Annotated in this window: 19 protein-coding genes; 13 read left to right on the top strand and 6 right to left on the bottom strand. The window is 72.1% G+C overall.

Annotation, left to right across the window (positions count from 1 at the left end; genetic code table 11):
- The first annotated feature begins 89 nt into the window (after window positions 1-89).
- The 3 genes from AW27_RS10590 to AW27_RS10580 all read left to right on the top strand — a co-directional run bounded on the left by AW27_RS10590 (window position 90) and on the right by AW27_RS10580 (window position 1,637).
- Window positions 90-683, top strand: coding sequence for a GNAT family N-acetyltransferase (locus AW27_RS10590; protein WP_037919721.1), 594 nt, complete (start codon window positions 90-92; stop codon window positions 681-683).
- Window positions 684-817: 134 nt separating this feature from the next.
- A complete protein-coding gene (locus tag AW27_RS10585; RefSeq protein WP_037919722.1) occupies window positions 818-1,402 on the top strand; it encodes a dihydrofolate reductase family protein in 585 nt (194 codons plus the stop codon).
- Window positions 1,403-1,439: 37 nt separating this feature from the next.
- On the top strand, window positions 1,440-1,637 hold the full coding sequence (locus AW27_RS10580; protein WP_037919725.1) for a hypothetical protein: 198 nt from the start codon (window positions 1,440-1,442) through the stop codon (window positions 1,635-1,637).
- 1 nt (window position 1,638) lies between these two features.
- Here AW27_RS10580 and snpA read toward each other — a convergent pair whose 3' ends face one another.
- Window positions 1,639-2,307, bottom strand: coding sequence for a snapalysin (gene snpA / locus AW27_RS10575; RefSeq protein WP_037919726.1), 669 nt, complete (start codon window positions 2,305-2,307; stop codon window positions 1,639-1,641).
- 210 nt (window positions 2,308-2,517) lie between these two features.
- Here snpA and AW27_RS10570 point away from each other — a divergent pair, with 210 nt between their 5' ends.
- The 3 genes from AW27_RS10570 (at window position 2,518) to AW27_RS10560 (ending at window position 5,717) form a co-directional block, all read left to right on the top strand.
- Window positions 2,518-3,453: a LysR family transcriptional regulator gene (locus AW27_RS10570; protein ID WP_037920029.1), complete on the top strand. Its 936-nt coding sequence runs from the start codon at window positions 2,518-2,520 to the stop codon at window positions 3,451-3,453.
- A 400-nt stretch (window positions 3,454-3,853) separates the two neighbouring features.
- Complete coding sequence (locus tag AW27_RS10565; protein ID WP_037919727.1) at window positions 3,854-4,795, top strand: DUF4097 family beta strand repeat-containing protein; 942 nt, start codon at window positions 3,854-3,856, stop codon at window positions 4,793-4,795.
- A gap of 1 nt (window position 4,796) precedes the next feature.
- Window positions 4,797-5,717, top strand: coding sequence for a PadR family transcriptional regulator (locus tag AW27_RS10560; protein WP_037919729.1), 921 nt, complete (start codon window positions 4,797-4,799; stop codon window positions 5,715-5,717).
- A gap of 264 nt (window positions 5,718-5,981) precedes the next feature.
- On the opposite strand, the gene AW27_RS10555 is transcribed toward AW27_RS10560, so the two are convergent.
- Both AW27_RS10555 and AW27_RS10550 read right to left on the bottom strand, forming a co-directional pair.
- A complete protein-coding gene (locus AW27_RS10555) occupies window positions 5,982-6,944 on the bottom strand; it encodes a zinc-binding dehydrogenase (protein WP_037919731.1) in 963 nt (320 codons plus the stop codon).
- Between the two features lie 230 nt (window positions 6,945-7,174).
- Window positions 7,175-8,377 carry an NAD(P)-dependent malic enzyme gene (locus AW27_RS10550; RefSeq protein WP_037919734.1) on the bottom strand — a complete coding sequence of 401 codons (1,203 nt, stop codon included), beginning with the start codon at window positions 8,375-8,377 and terminating at the stop codon, window positions 7,175-7,177.
- 527 nt (window positions 8,378-8,904) lie between these two features.
- On the opposite strand from AW27_RS10550, the gene AW27_RS10545 reads away from it, so the two are divergent.
- The 3 genes from AW27_RS10545 to AW27_RS10535 are packed head-to-tail and all read left to right on the top strand — an operon-like array spanning window position 8,905 to window position 11,612.
- A complete protein-coding gene (locus AW27_RS10545; RefSeq protein WP_037919742.1) occupies window positions 8,905-9,867 on the top strand; it encodes an ABC transporter substrate-binding protein in 963 nt (320 codons plus the stop codon).
- Window positions 9,868-9,906: 39 nt separating this feature from the next.
- On the top strand, window positions 9,907-10,848 hold the full coding sequence (locus tag AW27_RS10540) for an amino acid ABC transporter permease (RefSeq protein ID WP_037919744.1): 942 nt from the start codon (window positions 9,907-9,909) through the stop codon (window positions 10,846-10,848).
- Complete coding sequence (locus tag AW27_RS10535; protein ID WP_037919746.1) at window positions 10,848-11,612, top strand: amino acid ABC transporter ATP-binding protein; 765 nt, start codon at window positions 10,848-10,850, stop codon at window positions 11,610-11,612. The genes AW27_RS10540 and AW27_RS10535 overlap by 1 nt, the downstream gene beginning before the upstream one ends.
- Before the next feature lie 107 nt (window positions 11,613-11,719).
- Here AW27_RS10535 and AW27_RS10530 read toward each other — a convergent pair whose 3' ends face one another.
- A complete protein-coding gene (locus AW27_RS10530) occupies window positions 11,720-12,409 on the bottom strand; it encodes a class I SAM-dependent methyltransferase (protein ID WP_236647586.1) in 690 nt (229 codons plus the stop codon).
- A gap of 202 nt (window positions 12,410-12,611) precedes the next feature.
- Between AW27_RS10530 and AW27_RS10525 the strand changes: the two genes are divergently transcribed.
- Window positions 12,612-13,241, top strand: a complete 630-nt coding sequence (locus AW27_RS10525; protein WP_037919750.1) for a CGNR zinc finger domain-containing protein — start codon at window positions 12,612-12,614, stop codon at window positions 13,239-13,241.
- On the opposite strand, the gene sodX is transcribed toward AW27_RS10525, so the two are convergent.
- Window positions 13,145-13,567, bottom strand: a complete 423-nt coding sequence (gene sodX / locus AW27_RS10520) for a nickel-type superoxide dismutase maturation protease (RefSeq protein ID WP_037919753.1) — start codon at window positions 13,565-13,567, stop codon at window positions 13,145-13,147. The genes AW27_RS10525 and sodX overlap by 97 nt on opposite strands.
- Window positions 13,568-13,738: 171 nt before the next feature.
- Here sodX and sodN point away from each other — a divergent pair, with 171 nt between their 5' ends.
- Complete coding sequence (sodN, locus tag AW27_RS10515) at window positions 13,739-14,134, top strand: superoxide dismutase, Ni (RefSeq protein ID WP_030036761.1); 396 nt, start codon at window positions 13,739-13,741, stop codon at window positions 14,132-14,134.
- Between the two features lie 85 nt (window positions 14,135-14,219).
- Here sodN and AW27_RS10510 read toward each other — a convergent pair whose 3' ends face one another.
- A complete protein-coding gene (locus AW27_RS10510) occupies window positions 14,220-14,405 on the bottom strand; it encodes a DUF6104 family protein (protein WP_007266501.1) in 186 nt (61 codons plus the stop codon).
- Window positions 14,406-14,539: 134 nt separating this feature from the next.
- Between AW27_RS10510 and AW27_RS10505 the strand changes: the two genes are divergently transcribed.
- Window positions 14,540-16,693, top strand: a complete 2,154-nt coding sequence (locus tag AW27_RS10505; protein ID WP_037919755.1) for a VMAP-C domain-containing protein — start codon at window positions 14,540-14,542, stop codon at window positions 16,691-16,693.
- 42 nt (window positions 16,694-16,735) lie between these two features.
- Entirely contained in the window at window positions 16,736-17,758 is a 1,023-nt protein-coding gene (locus AW27_RS10500; RefSeq protein WP_037919756.1) for an AAA family ATPase, read from the top strand.

The following is a 17,758-nucleotide window of genomic DNA, read 5'->3' as shown; positions in this document are numbered from 1 at the left end:
CGCACGGTGCCGGAACGGGCCTTACCGCATGGCGGTGCCAACTCTAGTATCGCTGACGGTTGTTGACGCGTGAGCGAAGGGTGTGGCCAGTGGCGCTGGAGATACGTCAGGCGGATCGGTCGGACCGGGACGCGGTGGCGAGGCTGCTCGACGAGGCCTTCCGCGCCGACCCGGTGAGCAGCTGGGTCTTCCCGGACCCGGAGCACCGGGCCGCCGTGCACGGGAGGTTCCTGGGCGTCTTCGTGGACGTCGCGCTGGACGAGGGTCGGATCGACTACGCGGTGGACGGCTCGGCAGCGGCCCTGTGGCTGCGGATCCCCGCGGGTGAGCCGGAGGGCGAGGACGAGGTCCCGGCGCGGATGCGGGCCGTGGCCGACCCCGGCAACGAGCGGTGCGAGCTGGTGGGGCGGCTGACCGGCGCGGTGCATCCGACGTCCGAGGAGCACGAGTACCTGCTGATGATCGCGGTCGCCCCGGGGCGTCAGGGGGAGGGGTTGGGCACCGAGCTGATGCGGCCGGTGCTGGAGCGCTGTGACCGGGAGGGCGTGCCGGCGTACCTGGAGGCGAGCAGTGAGCGGAGCAGGGGTCTCTACGAGCGACTCGGCTGGGAGTTCACCGGCGAGGCGGTGCGACTGCCCGACGGGCCGCTGATGTGGCCGATGTGGCGCAAGCCCAGGGGCTGACGGCCCGGAGGCGGTGGCGGACCCGGAGGTGGTGGCGGATCCGAAGGCGGCGGGAGCTTGCGTAACCACTTTGTCCGCAGTACTTTGCTTGACGTGCCCCGGTGTGGCGGCACTGTCGGACGGAAGAGAATCGCTTGCGCAGGCTCACGTACTTCATCGCCACCACCGTCGACGGGTTCATCGGCGCCCCGGACGGCGACGGCGACTTCTTCTACAGCCACCTCGACAGCGCATTCATCGAGCACCTCAAGGCCGAGTACCCGGAGACCATCGCCGCCCAGGCGCGCGCGCAGCTCGGGATCGCCGACACCCCGCCCAAGCGCTTCGATGCGGTCCTCATGGGGCGCGCCACCTACGAGCCCGGCCTCAAGGCCGGTATGAGCAGCCCCTACGGCCACCTGCCCGAGCAGTACGTCGTCTCGCGCTCTCTCACCACCCCGCCCGACCCTCAGGTGCGGCTGATCAGCGGTGACGTGGCGGCCCGCGTCCGTGAGCTCAAGGCCCGGGACGGGCTCGGCATCTGGCTCTGCGGCGGCGCGGACCTCGCCACCCAGCTGATCGACGAGATCGACGAGTTCGTCGTGAAGACCTATCCGGTCTTCGCGGGCACCGGCATGCCGATGACGCGCGCCGGCTTCGGTGTGCGGCCCCTGGAGCTCACCGGGGTCACGGCCCTCGGCGGCGGCCAGATCGTCAGCACCTACGTCCGCAAGGGCTGACCCGACGGAGATGTGAAAACCGGCCTACCGTGGAGGTATGGCCGGTGGACAGCACGCGCACGAGACGGTGGCCCCGCAGGCCGGGCACGAACAGCAGACGTGCCCGGCCTGCGGGCGCCGCGTCGACACGGTGGTCGGGCGGCGCAAGTCACTCGGGGTCTTCGTCCCGGTGTGGAGTCGGGGTCCCTGTCGGAACCCCGACTGCACGGAATCCGTGGAGCGCCGGGAGCGGTGACTCAGCCCGTGGGGGCGAGCTCCTTCGTGCCCAGGCCGGAGGCGAAGCCGTTGGCCCAGAGCTGGTTGACGCGCGTCCGCTCGGCGTAGTTCGGGGTGGCGTTCTGGCACGAGGTGCCCGGGCCACCGCCCGACATCAGCTCGCTGCACGGGCCCGAGTAGTGGTCCGGCAGGCCCAGCACGTGGCCGGTCTCGTGCGAGGTCACCCGGGTGGAGTTGTACTGCTGGTTCTGGCGGTAGTCGAGGAAGATGTAGCCCCGTCCGTGCCCGTCCGTGCTCGCGTACGAGCCGCGCGAGTCGTTGCCCTCGTAGTACGAGAAGTTCCCGCCGGAGGACACCTCCTGCAGCTTCACGTTGGTGACCGAGCTGTTCCAGATGCGGGTGGAGCTGGCTATCTGGGTACGGAAACTCGGCGCGTAACGGGTGTTGTACGTGACGGTGACGGCGAGGGCGCCGGGGTTGGCGGCGCGCTGCTCGGCCACCGAGCGCTGCACGGCCTCGAAGAAGGCGCGGTTGGCGGCCGCGTTCTCCGGTGAACGCTCGTACGCCGCGTAGCTGGCGGCGTTGCCGACGGCGGCGGGTGCGGCGGCTGCGGTGGGGACGGCGCCGAGGGTGGCGGCGAGACCGATGCCGACGGCTGTCGCCAGCAGGGCCTTACGGGAGTGGCGCATGTGGGGGAGCTCCTACTCGTCCGGTGCGGTGGGGGGTGGGTCGTTCGGTACCGGAGTCTGCGGGAGCGGAACGGGTCGGCGGATGATGTCACTGGCCGATAGCGTCGGGCTATCGGGGGGATTTCGTCAGCCCAACTAGCATGAGAATGGCGGGATTCGGGGGGCTATCGGCGGCTGGTGCGGTCCACGGGCCCGGCCTACCCTCAGGTCATGGAGCTTGAGGTCAGGCACCTGCGCGCGCTGTGCGCCATCGCCGACGCCGGCAGCCTGCACAAGGCCGCCCGGCAACTCGGCGTGAGCCAGCCCTCGTTGACCACACAGCTGCGCCGCATCGAACGGGCCCTGGACGGCGAGCTGTTCCTGCGCGAGCGGACCGGATGCCGGCCCACCCCGTTCGGCCGCACCGTGCTCGGCAGGGCCCGACCGCTTCTCGCCGACATGGCCGCTCTGGTGGCGGAGGCCCGCGCACAGGCCCACGGCCCGCGGCTGCGCATCGGCTCGACGGCCAGCCGGGCCCTGCCCGGGTGGCTGCGGCGCCTCCATCGGCGGCTGCCCGACACCGAGACCTCCCTCCTGGTGGACGTGTCCGCGAACGCGCTGCTCAGGATGGTGGCCGCGGGGCAACTGGACGTGGCCTTCGTGCACGAGGTGGAGGGCAGCCCGCTGCGGCTGCCCGACGGGCTCCAGACGCGCGTGCTGATGGAGCGCGAGCCGCAGTTCGTCTCGATGCCGAGGGACCACCCCGCCGCGCGGCAGGAGATCGTCTCCTTACGGGACCTGGCCGCGGACCGCTGGGCGGTGGATCCGTCGGTCGACGGCGAGTGGGACGGCCTGCGCAGGGTCTTCGCCGGGGCCGGACTCGACCCGCCAGTGCTGCACACCGACTACCACACGGCGACCTCGCTGATCATCTCCGGCGAGGCGGTCGCACCCTGCCAGCCGACCTCCGGGCCGCGCGAGGACATGGCGATCCGGCCGCTGTGCGGGGATCCCCTGGCCGTGCGGCTGCTCCTGGCGACCCGCCCGGGCGCGCACGCCGAGGTCTACGAGGACCTCCGCGCGGCCTACCGCGAGGCCGCCCTGCGCACGCCCCCGTACCGGGCATGGCTGCACCACCACGCGAGCCCGCTGCTGGAGGCTGCCTGACCCCGGCGAGGCTCCTCGCGACCCGCCGGGGGGCGTCCCGCGGAACGCGGCCGGCCCGCGGTTCACGGCGCCGGACGGTCCGGGTCGGCGGGCCCTGATCGGCCGCCCCCCGATTCCGCGCGCATGCCCGGCGACCGGTCGGCCCGGGGGCACCCCGGGCCGGGGTCCGGAAGCCGGTCGGCTGCCGGCCCGTACCCCGGATCCCGGGCGACCGTCCGCGGCGAGCCGTCGGCCGGGTCCCCGGCGCCGGCCTGCCCGCATGCCGGGTGCAGCCCCCCGGACGGCGGACCGCGGAGTGGCGCTTGACTTCACCCAAGCGCGATATATCGTGTTCTGAAGAAGACGCGATATGTTGCGTGCGTCGAGCCCGGTCCGTGAACGCACGAGGAGGATCAGCACCATGTCAGAGCAGTCGTCCCAGCCGTCGCGGTCGACGTGGCACTTCGCCGAACCGCAGAAGATCACCTTCGAGGAGCCGGTGGCCGAGCTCCGCGTACGCGTCGTGAGCGGCACGGTGAACGTGGTCGCGGCCGAGGAGGGCCCGGCCCGCCTGGAGGTCACCGAGGTCGACGGAGCCCCCCTGTACGTCGTGCAGGAGGGCGGGGTCCTCACCGTCTCCTACGAGGACGTCCCCTGGAACGGCTCCCAGGGCCTCAAGCAGTGGTTCGAGGACAAGCCCTGGAAGGCCTGGTCGTCCGGATCCTCCTCCGGCCGCAAGGTGTGGGAGCGCCGCGCCGCGGTCACCCTCACCGTGCCCGCCGCCACCCGCGTCCACGTCGCCACGGTCGACGCGACCGCCTTCGTCTCCGGCATCTCCGGCGAGACCGACGTGAAGGGCGTCTCCGGTGACGCCACGCTGGTCGGACTGTCCGGCCAGGTCAAGGCGCACACGGTGTCCGGCAGCGTCGAGGCCCAGTCCGTCACCGGCGCCCTCGGCTTCCACTCGGTGTCGGGCGGGCTGACCGTCGTCGACGGCGCCGACGTGAGCGTGCGCGCCGACTCGGTCAGCGGCGACATGCTGATCGACCTGGACCCCGGTCCGGCCGCCGAGCGCCCGGTGGACATCGCCCTGAACTCCGTCTCCGGCCAGGTCGCGATCCGCCTCCCGCACCCCGCCGACGCCCGCGTCGAGGCCAACACCGCCACCGGCGGCGTGTCCAACGCCTTCGAGGACCTGCGGGTCTCCGGCCAGCTCGGTGCCAAGCGGATCACCGGCACGCTCGGCTCCGGCGCCGGCACCCTGCGGGCCACCACGGTCTCCGGCGCCATCGCCCTGCTGCGCCGCCCGCAGGCCGACCCCGAGGCCCCCGCTCCGCTCGCGCTCGACAAGAAGGTGCTCTGAGATGCCGCCCGTCTTCGCCCACGGCCGCCTCCGCCTCTATCTCCTCAAACTGCTGGACGAGGCCCCGCGCCACGGCTACGAGGTGATCCGCCTGCTGGAGGAGCGCTTCCACGGCCTCTACGCCCCCTCGGCGGGCACGGTCTACCCGCGCCTGTCCAAGCTGGAGGCGGAGGGCCTGGTCACGTACGCCACCGAAGGCGGGCGCAAGGTGTACTCCATCACCGAGGCGGGGCGCGCCGAACTGGCCGACCGCAGCGGTGAACTGGCCGATCTGGAGCTGGAGATCCGCGAATCGGTCACCGAGCTGGCCGCGGAGATCCGCAGCGACGTCCGCGGCGCGGCGGGCGATCTGCGGCGCGAGATGCGGGCGGCGGCCTCCGCCTCGGCGACCCGGGTGGGCGAGGAGGATTCCTGGAAGGCGGCCAAGGAGGAGCTGCGCAAGGCCAGGCAGGAGTGGAAGGAGCAGGCCCGCCGGGCGAAGGACGAGAGCCGCCGGGCCCGCGAGGAGGCGCAGGCGGCCCGCCGCCAGGCCAAGGAGGCCCAGGACCGGGCCCGCGAGGAGGTCCAGCGCATCGCGGGCCAGCTCCAGGAGCAGTTCGCCAGGTCCGGCGGCGTCCTGGGCAGCCTGGCCGGTGCCTGGCTCGGTGGCGGCGCCCAGGGTCCGGGCGCGCCGGGCGGACCCGACGCTGCGGCTACGGCTGACGCGGCGGCCGGCGCGGGTCGGGCTTCGGGCTGGGCCGCGGATCTGACGCCGACCGGTGATCCCGCCCGTGACCTGGACCGGCTGCTGGACCGCTTCCGCGACGAGGTGCGCGACGCCGCGCGGGACCACGGGGTGACCGCGGCCGGCGTGGCCGAGGCCCGCGACCACCTCGCGGCCGCCGCCGCCCGACTGGCGACGGCCCTCGGCGCCCGGCCGTAGCGCAGGCTCCGCCGGGCCAGATCCGCGCCCCGCGCAGCCGGCCCGCCGAGAACGGGCCGGCTGCGCGGGGCGGGAGAGCAGGGCCAGCAGCAGGTGCAGGTTCCCGATGCGGTGGTCCTTGCGGCCCGGAGCGATGCGCAGGGACTGCTCCAGGGCCTTCTTCGAGCCCTGTCGGTGGCTTCGGCCATGGCTGTCCATCTGGGGTGACGCGAGAGGTGCGTCACCCCAGATGGACGTGCGGCCGGGCGGAGGCCTCGCGGACGGTCAGGGCTTGAGGACGACCTTTCCGAAGAGGTCGCCTGAAGCGAGCTTCTCGAAGCCCTCGCGCGCGCGGTCCAGCGGCAGCACCTCGTCGATGACCGGCTGCAGCCCCGTCGTGGCGCAGAAGGCGAGGAGGTCCTCCAGCTCGTCCTTTGAACCCATGGTGGAGCCGACGACCTTCAGCTCCAGGAAGAAGATCCGGGTCAGCTCGGCGTGCGCCGGCCGGTCGCCGCTCGTGGCGCCGGAGATCACCAGGGTGCCGCCAGGACGCAGGGACTTCACCGAGTGGGACCAGGTGGCCGCACCCACGGTCTCGATCACGGCGTCCACCCGCTGCGGCAGCCGCGCGCCCGGCTCGAACGCATCCACCGCACCGAGCTCCACGGCCCGCTTGCGCTTGGCCTCGTCCCGGCTGGTGGCGAAGACCCGCAGGCCCGCCGCCTTGCCCAGGGCGATCGCGGCGGTCGCGACACCGCCGCCGGCGCCCTGGACCAGGACGGAGTCGCCGGGGCGGACTCCCGCGTTGGTGAAGAGCATCCGGTACGCCGTCAGCCAGGCCGTCGGGAGGCAGGCGGCCTCCTCGAAGGAGAGCTCGGCGGGCTTGCGCAGGACGTTCCAGGCGGGGACGGTCACCTGCTCGGCGAAGGTGCCCTGGTAGCGCTCGGTCAGGATCGAGCGGGGCTCGTCCGGGCCGACCCCGTGGCCGCTCTGGCCGATCACGGAGTGCAGGACGACCTCGTTGCCGTCCTGGTCGATCCCGGCGGCGTCGCAGCCGAGGATCATCGGGAGGCTCTCCTCGCCCAGGCCCACCCCGCGCAGGGACCACAGGTCGTGGTGGTTCAGGGAGGCGGCCTTGACGTTCACGGTCACCCAGCCGGGGCGGGCCTGCGGCGCGGGGCGGTCGCCCAGCACAAGGCCGTTCAGCGGCTGGTCACGGTCGATTCGGGCGGCATAGGCAGCGAACATGCGGCGACGCTACCGCTCGGTAGGGCGCGGTTCCAGACCTGCCGCGACCATGCCGGTGAGGCCTTCGTCGCACCGGGCCCGGCCTCGGGGCGATGGACGGGGCGCCGGTCGCGGCGGCGCGGGACCGGCAGAGCCCGCCCGGACCGCGCCGAGCGGGCGCCGCGCCCGCGCGAAGAGGCCCGGCCGGAGTGATCCGGCCGGGCCTCTTCGCGTACCGCACGGGTCCCCGGTCAGGCCAGACGGGCCACGCCGTCGGCCTTGGCCGCGGCGGCGACGGCCGCGGCGACGGCCGTGGCGACGCGGGGGTCGAACGGGGAGGGGATCACGTAGTCGGCGGCGAGCTCCTCACCGACGACACCGGCGATGGCGTCGGCGGCGGCGATCTTCATGCCCTCGGTGATCCGGGTGGCGCGCACCTTGAAGGCGCCGGCGAAGATGCCGGGGAACGCCAGCACGTTGTTGATCTGGTTCGGGAAGTCCGAACGACCCGTGGCCACGACCGCCGCGTACTTGTGCGCGACGTCCGGGTGGACCTCCGGGTTCGGGTTGGCCATGGCGAAGACGAACGCGTCCTTCGCCATCGTGGCCACCGCCTCCTCGGCGACGGAGCCGCCGGAGACGCCGATGAACACGTCCGCGCCCGCCAGGGCCTGCTCCAGCGAGCCGGTCCGGCCGGTCTTGTTGGTCAGTCCCGCAATCTCCGCCTTGACGTCCGTCAGGTCGGAGCGGTCGGCGGACACGACGCCCTTGCGGTCGGTGACGCAGACGTCGCCGATCCCCGCGTCCACCAGGATCTTGGCGATGGCGATCCCCGCCGCGCCCGCGCCCGCGATCACGGCGCGCAGGTCGCCGAGGGTGCGACCCGTGAGCTTCGCGGCGTTGCGCAGCGCGGCCAGCGTCACGATGGCCGTGCCGTGCTGGTCGTCGTGGAAGATCGGGATGTCCAGCGCCTCCTGGAGGCGCCGCTCGATCTCGAAGCAGCGGGGGGCGGAGATGTCCTCCAGGTTGACCCCGCCGAAGGACGGCGCCAGACGGATGACCGTCTCGACGATCTCGTCCGTGTCCTTCGTGGCGAGCGCGATCGGGACCGCGTCCACGCCACCGAACTGCTTGAAGAGGATGGCCTTGCCCTCCATCACGGGGAGGGAGGCCTCCGGGCCGATGTCGCCGAGGCCGAGCACAGCCGTACCGTCGGTGACGACGGCGACCACGTTGGACTTCCAGGTGTACTCGTTCACCAGCTCCGGCTGCTCGGCGATGGCGGTGCACACCTTCGCCACGCCCGGGGTGTACGCCAGGGACAGGTCGTCCTTGTCGTTCACCGGGACCGTGGCCTGGATGGCCATCTTGCCGCCCCGGTGCAGCGCGAACACCGCGTCGGGGTTGTTGTCCGTCGCACTGTCGCTGCGAGGGTTGACGATCTCCGCTGCCACTTCGTGTGACCCCTTAATTCCTTTTGTTCGTTGAGGGTGGCCACTCCTGGTTAAGGGGTGGGCGGGCACCGCGTCCGTACTCCGCATCGACGGTTGGCCCGTCTCCGCGAAGGGGAGGTTCGTACGCGCGGGCGCGCCGCACGCGCGCCCTGAGCCCCGGATGAGGGGTGTAAGGATCTGTTCTACCCGAAGAACACTCGCTCAGACGAGTCGATTCCGGCTCAACCGTAGACCGACCGCCCGCCTTTTGGTGAAAAGTCCAAACCTTCACGTCCGGCGCGGCGTGGCGCTCCGTAGAAACTGCGCCCAAAGGGCCTGGTCACGGCAGTATCTGCGGCCCCGAACCCCCTTGCCCGCAGTCCTGTTGGCCTGCCCGGGGCGCCCGTTATGCGATTTTGACCTGGCGGGCAGCCTGAATGTCTCAGTCCGAATGGCAAGATGCCGTAATCACACAAGGTCGCGACACTCGATGGTGCGTGTCCGACCGTTTTTCGATGCTTTTCCACCCCTGCCGGAGGAACGAAGCCATGACCGCAAGCACCACCCGTCGTACGACCGCTGCCCGGTCCCGGATCGCCGCGGTCGGCGCGATCGCGGTTGCCGGCGCCCTGATCCTCACCGGCTGTGGCGACCAGACCGACAAGGCGTCCTCGACCCCCTCGGGTGCGGCGAACAACAGCAGCGCGCCGCTCTTCTCCAAGCTCCCGAAGAAGATCCAGGACGCCGGTGTGATCAAGGTCGGCACCGACGCGACCTACGCGCCGATGGAGTTCACCGAGGGTGGCAAGATCGTCGGTGTCGACCCCGACATCGCGGCGGCCATGAGCAAGCAGCTCGGCGTGCAGTTCAAGTTCGAGTCGGGCACCTTCGACACGCTGATCGGCAGCATGCAGACCGGCCGCAGCGACCTGGTCATGTCCTCCCTGACCGACACCAAGGCCCGCCAGGAGGGCCTGGACGACAAGGGTGCCAAGACCGGTGCCGGCGTCGACTTCGTCGACTACTTCTCCGCCTCGACCGGCATCCTGGTCAAGAAGGGCAACCCGCAGGGCATCAAGACCCTCGACGACCTGTGCGGCAAGACGGTCGCCGTGCAGCGCGGCACCACCTACGAGGACGCCGCGAAGACCCAGGCCGAGAAGTGCAAGACGGACGGCAAGGCCGAGCTCAAGATCGAGTCCTTCCCGACCGACGCCGAGGCCCAGACCCGCGTGAAGGCCGGTGGCGCCGCCGCCGACCTGAACGACTCCCCGGTCGCCGCGTACATCGCGCAGACCGCGGGTGGCGGCAACGAGTTCGAGGCCATCGCCAACCCGACCGACGCCGGCCTCTTCGGCATCGCGGTGGACAAGAAGAACACCGAGCTGCGCGACGCGCTGAAGGAAGCCCTCGACGCGATCATCAAGGACGGCACCTACAAGGCCGCCCTGGACAAGTGGAACGCCGGCTCCGGTGCCGTGACCGAGGCCAAGATCAACGCCGGTTCCTGACCTCCGCGTACCACCGCAGCACACTGAAGGGCAGTCACTGTGACTGACAAGCTCGACAAGGACCCGGGTCCGGCGGACACCCCGCCGGCCGGTTCCGTCCCCCCCGAGGCGATCCGCGCCATCCCGGTCCGCCACTACGGCCGCTGGATCAGTGCCGTGGTCGTCATCGGTCTGGTCGTGGCGCTCATCGTCGCCTTCTCCCAGGGCAACGTGCGCTGGGCGACCGTGCCGGAGAAGCTGTTCGACCCCTCGATCCTGCGAGGCGTCGGCAACACGATCTGGATCAGCGTCACCGCCATGGCCCTGGGTCTGGCGCTCGGTGTCCTGTTCGCCGTGATGCGCCTCTCGAAGAACCCGGTCACCAGCACCATCGCCTGGTTCTACATCTGGCTCTTCCGCGGCACCCCGGTGTACGTCCAGCTCCTCATCTGGTTCAACCTCGCCCTGATCTTCCCGATCCTGAACCTCGGGTTCTACAAGGACGAGATGACCCAGGTCATGACGCCCTTCCTGGCCGCCCTGCTGGGTCTCGGCCTCAACGAGGGCGCGTACATGGCGGAGATCGTCCGGGCCGGCATCCAGTCGGTCGACGAGGGCCAGACCGAGGCCTCGCACGCGCTGGGCATGACCCGGACGCAGACCATGCGCCGTGTCGTCCTGCCGCAGGCCATGCGGGTGATCGTGCCTCCGACGGGCAACGAGTTCATCAACATGCTCAAGACGTCGTCGCTCGTCGTCGCGGTGCAGTACTTCGACCTGCTGCGCGCGGCCCAGGACATCGCGTCCACATCCTTCGCGGTGATGGAGATGTTCTTCGTCGCCTCGATCTGGTACCTCGCGCTGACCAGTGTGTTCAGCGTCGGCCAGTACTACCTGGAGCGCCGCTACGCCCGTGGTGCGCTCCGCTCGCTGCCGCCCACGCCGCTGCAGAAGATCAAGGCGAAAGTGTCCAGCCTCTCGAACCGCAAGGCGGTGGCCTGATGACGACTGCCATGGTGAAGGCCGAGGGCGTCCACAAGTCCTACGGTGCCGCGCACATCCTCAAGGGCATCGACCTGGAGGTCGCCCCGCGTGAGGTCTTCTGCCTGGTCGGCCCGTCCGGCTCCGGCAAGTCGACCTTCCTGCGGTGCATCAACCACCTGGAGCAGATCAACGCCGGACGGTTGTACGTCGACGGGGACCTCGTCGGCTACCGCCAGAAGGGCGACAAGCTCTACGAGCTGAAGGACAGCGAGGTCGCGGCCCAGCGCCGGGACATCGGCATGGTCTTCCAGCGCTTCAACCTCTTCCCGCACATGACGGCCGTGGAGAACGTCATGGAAGCCCCGGTCATGGTGAAGGGCGAGTCCAAGGCGGTGGCCCGCGAGCGCGCGGTCCGCCTCCTGGACCGGGTCGGCCTCGGCGAGAAGGGCGGGAACTACCCCTCCCAGCTCTCCGGCGGCCAGCAGCAGCGCGTGGCGATCGCCCGTGCGCTCGCCATGGAGCCGAAGCTGATGCTCTTCGACGAGCCCACTTCGGCCCTCGACCCGGAGCTGGTCGGCGACGTCCTGGACGTGATGCGGGACCTCGCCGAGTCGGGCATGACCATGATCGTTGTCACCCACGAGATGGGCTTCGCCCGCGAGGTCGGCGACAACCTCGTCTTCATGGACGGCGGCGTCGTGGTCGAGTCGGGCCACCCCCGCGAGGTGCTGGGCAACCCCCAGCACGAGCGCACGAAGGCATTCCTCTCCAAGGTGCTGTAGCCGGCGGCGCCGGCCGCCGCACGCGGACACGGCCGAGGGGTGGTACGGGATCCCGTACCACCCCTCGGCCGTGTCGGGGGCCTGCCGCCGCCCCGCTCGCGGAGTTCCTACTTCAGGCCCAGGACCAGCGCGTCGGAGGGCGAGCGCCAGACCGTACGGGCCTCCGCGAAGCCCGCGGCGCGCAGGGTCTCGGCATGCCAGGCCGCGGAGGGGGTGTCGCCGTCGGCGTGCTCCCCGTAGATCTCGAAACGGCGGGCGGTGGGTTCGGCCAGCGCCGGGTCGGCGGCGGCCAGCGCCCACCACTCGCGCCAGTCCAGCGCACCGGCCGCCTTGGCCCGGTCCATGCCGGCGTGCCGGTGGGCGCGCTCGGCGGCGTTGATGCGCGGGGTGGCCGGGTCGGGCATGTGGTCGGCGTTCATGAACGCCCCGCCGGGCACCAGCAGGGGGGCGAGCTGCCCGTACAGCACGGCCAGGTCCTCGCTGTGCAGCCAGTGCAGGGCGGTGGCCGTCAGGATGACGTCGTAGCCGTGGTGGGGGAGGGCCGAGCGCCAGTCGGGGTCCTTGAGGTCGGCGGTCACGAACGACGCGCGCGGGTCCCCGGAGAAGTGGCCCCGGGCGATGGTCAACAGCGCGGGGTCGAGATCGACGCCCGTACTGGTGGCTTCCGGGAACCGCTTGAGGACGCGGTCCGTGATACTTCCCGTACCGCATGCGAGATCCAGCACCCGGGGGGTGGATCCCACCAGTGCCTCGACCATGTCCAGCATCACCCGGAACCGCTCCTCGCGGTCGGGCATGTACCACTCCTGCTGGCGGTCCCAGCTGTCCTGCCAGGCCTGCCAGTCGGCGCCGCCTCGCCCCGCGTCGGCCGTGTCCGCCCCGTTCGTCGTATCCGCCGTATCCGTCGTATCCGCCACCCCGAACCCCTCCCTACGTAATACCCTCGATGACATCTCAGCCGTTACGAGAGACACTAATCCGCAGCCGTAAGGACTACAAGTGGAACTGGCCCATTACTCGGACTTCGCCGTGCGCCTGGTCAACACCGAGGAGCCGGCCCGCAACAAGGACACGCTCACCTCGGTGGACGCCGTCCGCGCCCTGTTCGGTGTCAGCCAGCAGATGGCCCGCCGCGTCACGGACACCGACATCACGCGGTTCCGCAACGTGCGCGGCCGACTGCGGGCCGTCTTCGAAGCCGCCGACGGCGGCGACGAGGTCCTCGCCGTCGACCTGCTGAACTCGCTGCTGATGGAGTTCCCCGTGAGCCCCCAGGTCTCCGACCACCAGACCCTCGACGAGACCGGGCGGCCCGACTGGCACATCCACCTCGCCGACCACCCCTCGAACGCCTCCGCCGGCTACGCCGCCATCGCCTCCTTCGGCCTGGCCTTCCACCTCACCGTGCACGGTCCCGACCGCCTCGGCCTATGCCAGGCCGCGCCCTGCCGCAACGCCTACCTCGACACCTCCACCAACCGCTCCCGGCGCTACTGCTCCGACCGGTGCGCCACCCGGGCGAACGTGGCCGCCTACCGCGCCCGCAAACGGCTGGAGGCAGAGGCGTCGGCCCGCAGCACGCGCAGCGACGAGGCGGCCCAGGACAACCGGGCCCTCAGCGAGCGCTGACCCTCCCCGCGCGGCCGGAACCGCAGCACCGCCGTCGCCAGCACCAGTTCACCCGGCACCGGCCCGTAGACGGTGCTGTCGCCGGTCTCGTTGTACGGGTTGTCGCCCAGCACCCACCAGGAGCCGCCGGGCCGCCGCTCCACCGCCCGCTTGACCACCAGCAGGTCCTGCTGGAACGGATGGCGCAGCACCACGACGTCACCCGGCCGTACGGCGGCCCCGTACCGGACCACGAGCCGGTCCCCGTCCAGCAGCGTGGGCACCATCGACGGGCCCGTCACCTCCACCACCTCGAACCGCTTGCGCGGGCGGGCGCTCTCCACCATGCGTGTCCACCTCCTCACTCCCGCATGCTGCCGCACGGCCCCGTACATTCGCTCACCGGTCCGGCCGCGCCCCTGGACTTTTGTCCTAAGCCCATGGGGGCGCCCGCGAAATCCGGTTCTCCAGCGAGTAATGTCCCCCCTTGAGAAGACGATCACGAGGAGGACAACTCCATGCTTTCCCGCCTCTTCGCCCCCAAGGCGAAGGTCTCCGCCCACTGCGACCTGCCGTGCGGCGTGTACGACCCTGCCCAGGCCCGCATCGAGGCCGAGTCCGTCAAGGCCGTGCAGGAGAAGTACCAGGCCAACGACGACGCCGACTTCCGCGCGCGCGCCATCACCATCAAGGAGCAGCGCGCCGAGCTCGCCAAGCACCACGTCTCGGTGCTGTGGAGCGACTACTTCAAGCCGCCGCACTTCGAGAAGTACCCGCAGCTGCACACCCTGGTCAACGACACCCTGAAGGCCCTCTCGGCCGCGAAGGCGTCCAACGACCCGGCGACCGGCCAGAAGGCCCTCGACCTCATTGCTGAGATCGACCGCATCTTCTGGGAGACCAAGGCCGCCTGAGCCTTCCTTCCACGCGCAGAGGGGCCCGTCCGCGATCGCGGACGGGCCCCTCTGCGTACCGGCCCGTGGTCCGGCCCCGGCCGGACTACTCGTCGTCCTCGTCCTCGTCGTCGAGCCGGGCCAGCCAGGTGGCCAGGCGTTCCACCGGGACCTCGAAGTCCGGGTTCAGGTCGACGAAGGTGCGCAGCTGCTCGGCGAGCCACTCGAAGGTGACCTCCTCCTCGCCGCGCCGCTTCTCCAGCTCCTCGATGCCGCGATCGGTGAAGTACAAGTCGGGCTCCGTGCCGTGATGGGATCGTGCAGGGGGTGTTTCCCGCCAGGATAATCCGCAGCGCCCGGGACACCTCCCGCCCCCGGTGTCCCCGGCGCTAGCCTGGAGGTCCGACGAGCGGGCGGGGGGCGTGGATGACCGACGGGCGCACGACCGGGACGGCGCGCGCCTTCGAGCTCCTCGAACCACTCGTCCAGGCGGCGACGGTACGCGTCCACGCCCCGCCGGGCGGGTATGACAACCCCGGCAGCCATCGGACCGGTCCCACCTGGGGGAGCGGTTTCTTCATCGCCCCCGGCTGGGTCCTGACGTGCGCGCACGTGGTCGGCGAAGGGGGTGCCGCCATGCGTCTGACAGGCCGTGAGGTCGGCATCACCTTCCACTCCGGCAGACCCCGCCACGGTGGCCCCGGCGCGCCGGGCGCCGTCACCGGGACCGTCACCGGGCGCGTGGAGTGCGTACTGCCCGAGCGCCTGGAGGAGCGCAGGCCCGGCCGGCACGCCCTGTGGGACCTGCCCGACCTGGCACTCGTCCGGGTCCTGGCCCCCGTGTCCCACGCCTGCGTCTGGCTGACCGACCGCTCCAGACCGCGCTTCGACGAGGTCGCCTACTTCGGCTGCACGGAAGACCTCGGCACGCCCGAGATCACCGGCCGCACCACCCGGCTGCGCGGCACCGCCGGCAACGGCGCCGCCATCCGGCTCGCCGCCGACGACGAGATCGACCCCGGCATGTCCGGCGGACCGGTCGTGGACCTGGCCCGCGGGGAGGTCGTCGGCGTGGTCAAGGCCCGACGGCAGACGGGAGGCGGCGGACTCGCCGTCTCCGTCGTACAGTTGCGCACCCTCCCGATGGCCTCGCGGGGACAGGTCGGGCTCTACCGCCGGATCATGCAGGCCCACGACCTGTACCACTACGACCAGCACCTCAGCGACCTCGACAACCGCCGCACCTGGACCGACGTGCACGGCGAGCTCCCGCCGCAGGAGCGGGACCCGTACGGCGGCCGGGGAGGGCTCACCCCCGGTGAACGCACCACCCTGTGCGGGCTGCTGGCCGAACTGCCCCCGCCGAGCTCCTCCGAGGCGGTGCGCGCCCTGGTGGAGGCGGTTCGCGGCGAGGAACCGGACCCGCAGCCGCCGGCCCCGCTGAGCTGGCGCGACGGGCTGGGACTGCTGCACGACCCGCCGGGCGGCAGCGGTGAGGCCGCGGCGATGCTCCGGTACGCGACCGACGTCAGCGTGGCCGACTACCGCGAACCCCCGACGCCGGGCGCCGACGAGGAGTTGTGGGACTGGGTACGGGCCACGGCCGAGCGGCTGTGGCGGCCGCTGCGGCGTGAACTGGGCGAGCGCCACGAGCGGGGCCTCGCCGAGCGCGAGCGCCGCCGCCGCGCCTCGGCGGGCCGGGCGGCGGGCGGGCCCGCCCCGAGGGCCGGCGGACTGCCGCCCGGGGCGTCGGTCCTGCTGGAGGTCTGGGCCCACGGCTGGGAGCACCTGTACGACTGGCGGGTCTCGGTGCTCGCGGGCCCGGCCCACCCCGGCCGGCTGACCCCCGTGGACTCGGGCGTGCGTGCCACCGTCGCGGACCTGCCGGAGCGGTTGCGGGCGCCGCTCGCCGAGGCCTTCCGGCGCTGCGACACCCACGTCGCCGCGGCCCTGCTCGAAGTGGCGGTGGCCCCCGAACTGTTCGGGCTGGCGGTGGAGGACTGGACGGTGTCCGGCGGAGTACCCCTGGGCGTGCAGCGGCCGGTGGTGCTGCGCCACCCCGGCGGTCCGGACGCCCGGGGCGCGGACCGGGGCCGGAGCGGTCCGGAGGGCCACCCGGCGGACCACGAGGCCGCCAGGGCCGCCGCCCGGTGGACCCGGGTGCAGGCGGGACCGCTCCAGGACGAGCGGGCCGACTGCGCGGGCGGCCGTCCGCGCGCACCGTCCGCGGCGTGGCTGTCGGGCCTGCCCGACACCACCGTCCCGGTGCACTGCCGGGCCGCCGACCAGGAGCCCACACTGGGGTCGCTGCACGCGGTACGGGACGCCGGCTACGGGGTGGCCGTGACCCGCAGGCCGCCGCCGGAGCCCGGGGTGCCGTGCGCGCCGTTCCACCGCGGGCTGCGGGAGGAGCTGGCCGACGCGGGGCGGGCGGAGGTGCTGCCGCTGCGGTTCCAGACGTTGCGGGGCCGGGCGCACGGGGCGGACCCGGACGCCTACTGGGCGGCAGGGGCGGGGCTGGTGTGGGAGGACCCGGCGCGGCCGCTGCCGGACGTCGAGCCGCTCCACGGCGACCTGTGAGGGCGGCCGGCCCGGCGGATTTCGAGGGAGGGAACAGGCACCATGAACGACGACTGGCTCATCTACCGCGGGGTCGGCGAACCCCACGACGGCATCGACGCCCTGCCCGACCCGCCGCCCTGGCGGAACTTCGACGGCGGGCCCCTCGTGGCGCCGGGCCCGGCCGCGGCCGCCGAGGGCAACGTCGCCCGCCGGCTCGGCGCGCACCGGCAGGCCGCAGAACTGCACCGGCCGGAGCCCGAGGAGCTGGAGGCCGTCAATGCGGCGCTGTACCTGCGGCGGCCGCTGCTGGTGACCGGATTTCCCGGAACCGGGAAGTCCACCCTTGCGCACTCCGTCGCCCACGAGCTGAAACTGGGGCGGGTGCTGCGCTGGCCGGTGGTGTCGCGGACCGTGCTCCAGGACGGGCTCTACCGCTACGACGCCCTCGCCCGCCTCCAGGACGTGCAGCTCGCGGCCGGCGGGGCGGCGGCCGGGGCGGGAACACCCGCCGCGGTCCCCGGTATCGGCAGGTACATCCGGCTCGGACCCCTGGGCACCGCCCTGCTGCCCACCGCACGGCCCCGCGTGCTGCTCGTCGACGAACTCGACAAGAGCGACATCGACCTCCCCAACGACCTCCTGAACGTGCTGGAGGAGGGGGAGTTCGCCCTCCCCGAGCTGGAGCGGGTCGCCGACACCGAGCCCGAGGTCGAGGTGCTCACCGACGACGGGGCGAAGGTGACCGTGCGGGGCGGCCGGGTCCGCTGCCGGTCCTTCCCCTTCATCATCCTGACCAGCAACGGCGAACGGGACTTCCCCGCCGCCCTGCTGCGACGCTGCATCCAGCTCAAACTCGGGCAGCCCGGCGAGAAACGGCTCGCCACCATGGTCCGCGCCCACCTCGGAGAGGAAGCCGCCCGGCTCGGCGGCGACCTGATCCGCGAGTTCCTGGGCCGCTCGCAGTCCGAACTGGTCGCCGCCGACCAGCTCCTCAACGCCGTCTACCTGACCCACTACACCTCCCCGGCGACCCGGGAGGACCTCGCGGACCTGCTCATCCAGCGCCTCGACCGACCGAGGTGA

It is taken from the genome of Streptomyces sp. PCS3-D2, assembly GCF_000612545.2.
In the GTDB taxonomy this organism is placed as follows: Bacteria; Actinomycetota; Actinomycetes; order Streptomycetales; family Streptomycetaceae; genus Streptomyces.
Note: the sequence above shows the minus strand (reverse complement) of the source record. Positions and strands in the feature narration are given on the sequence as shown.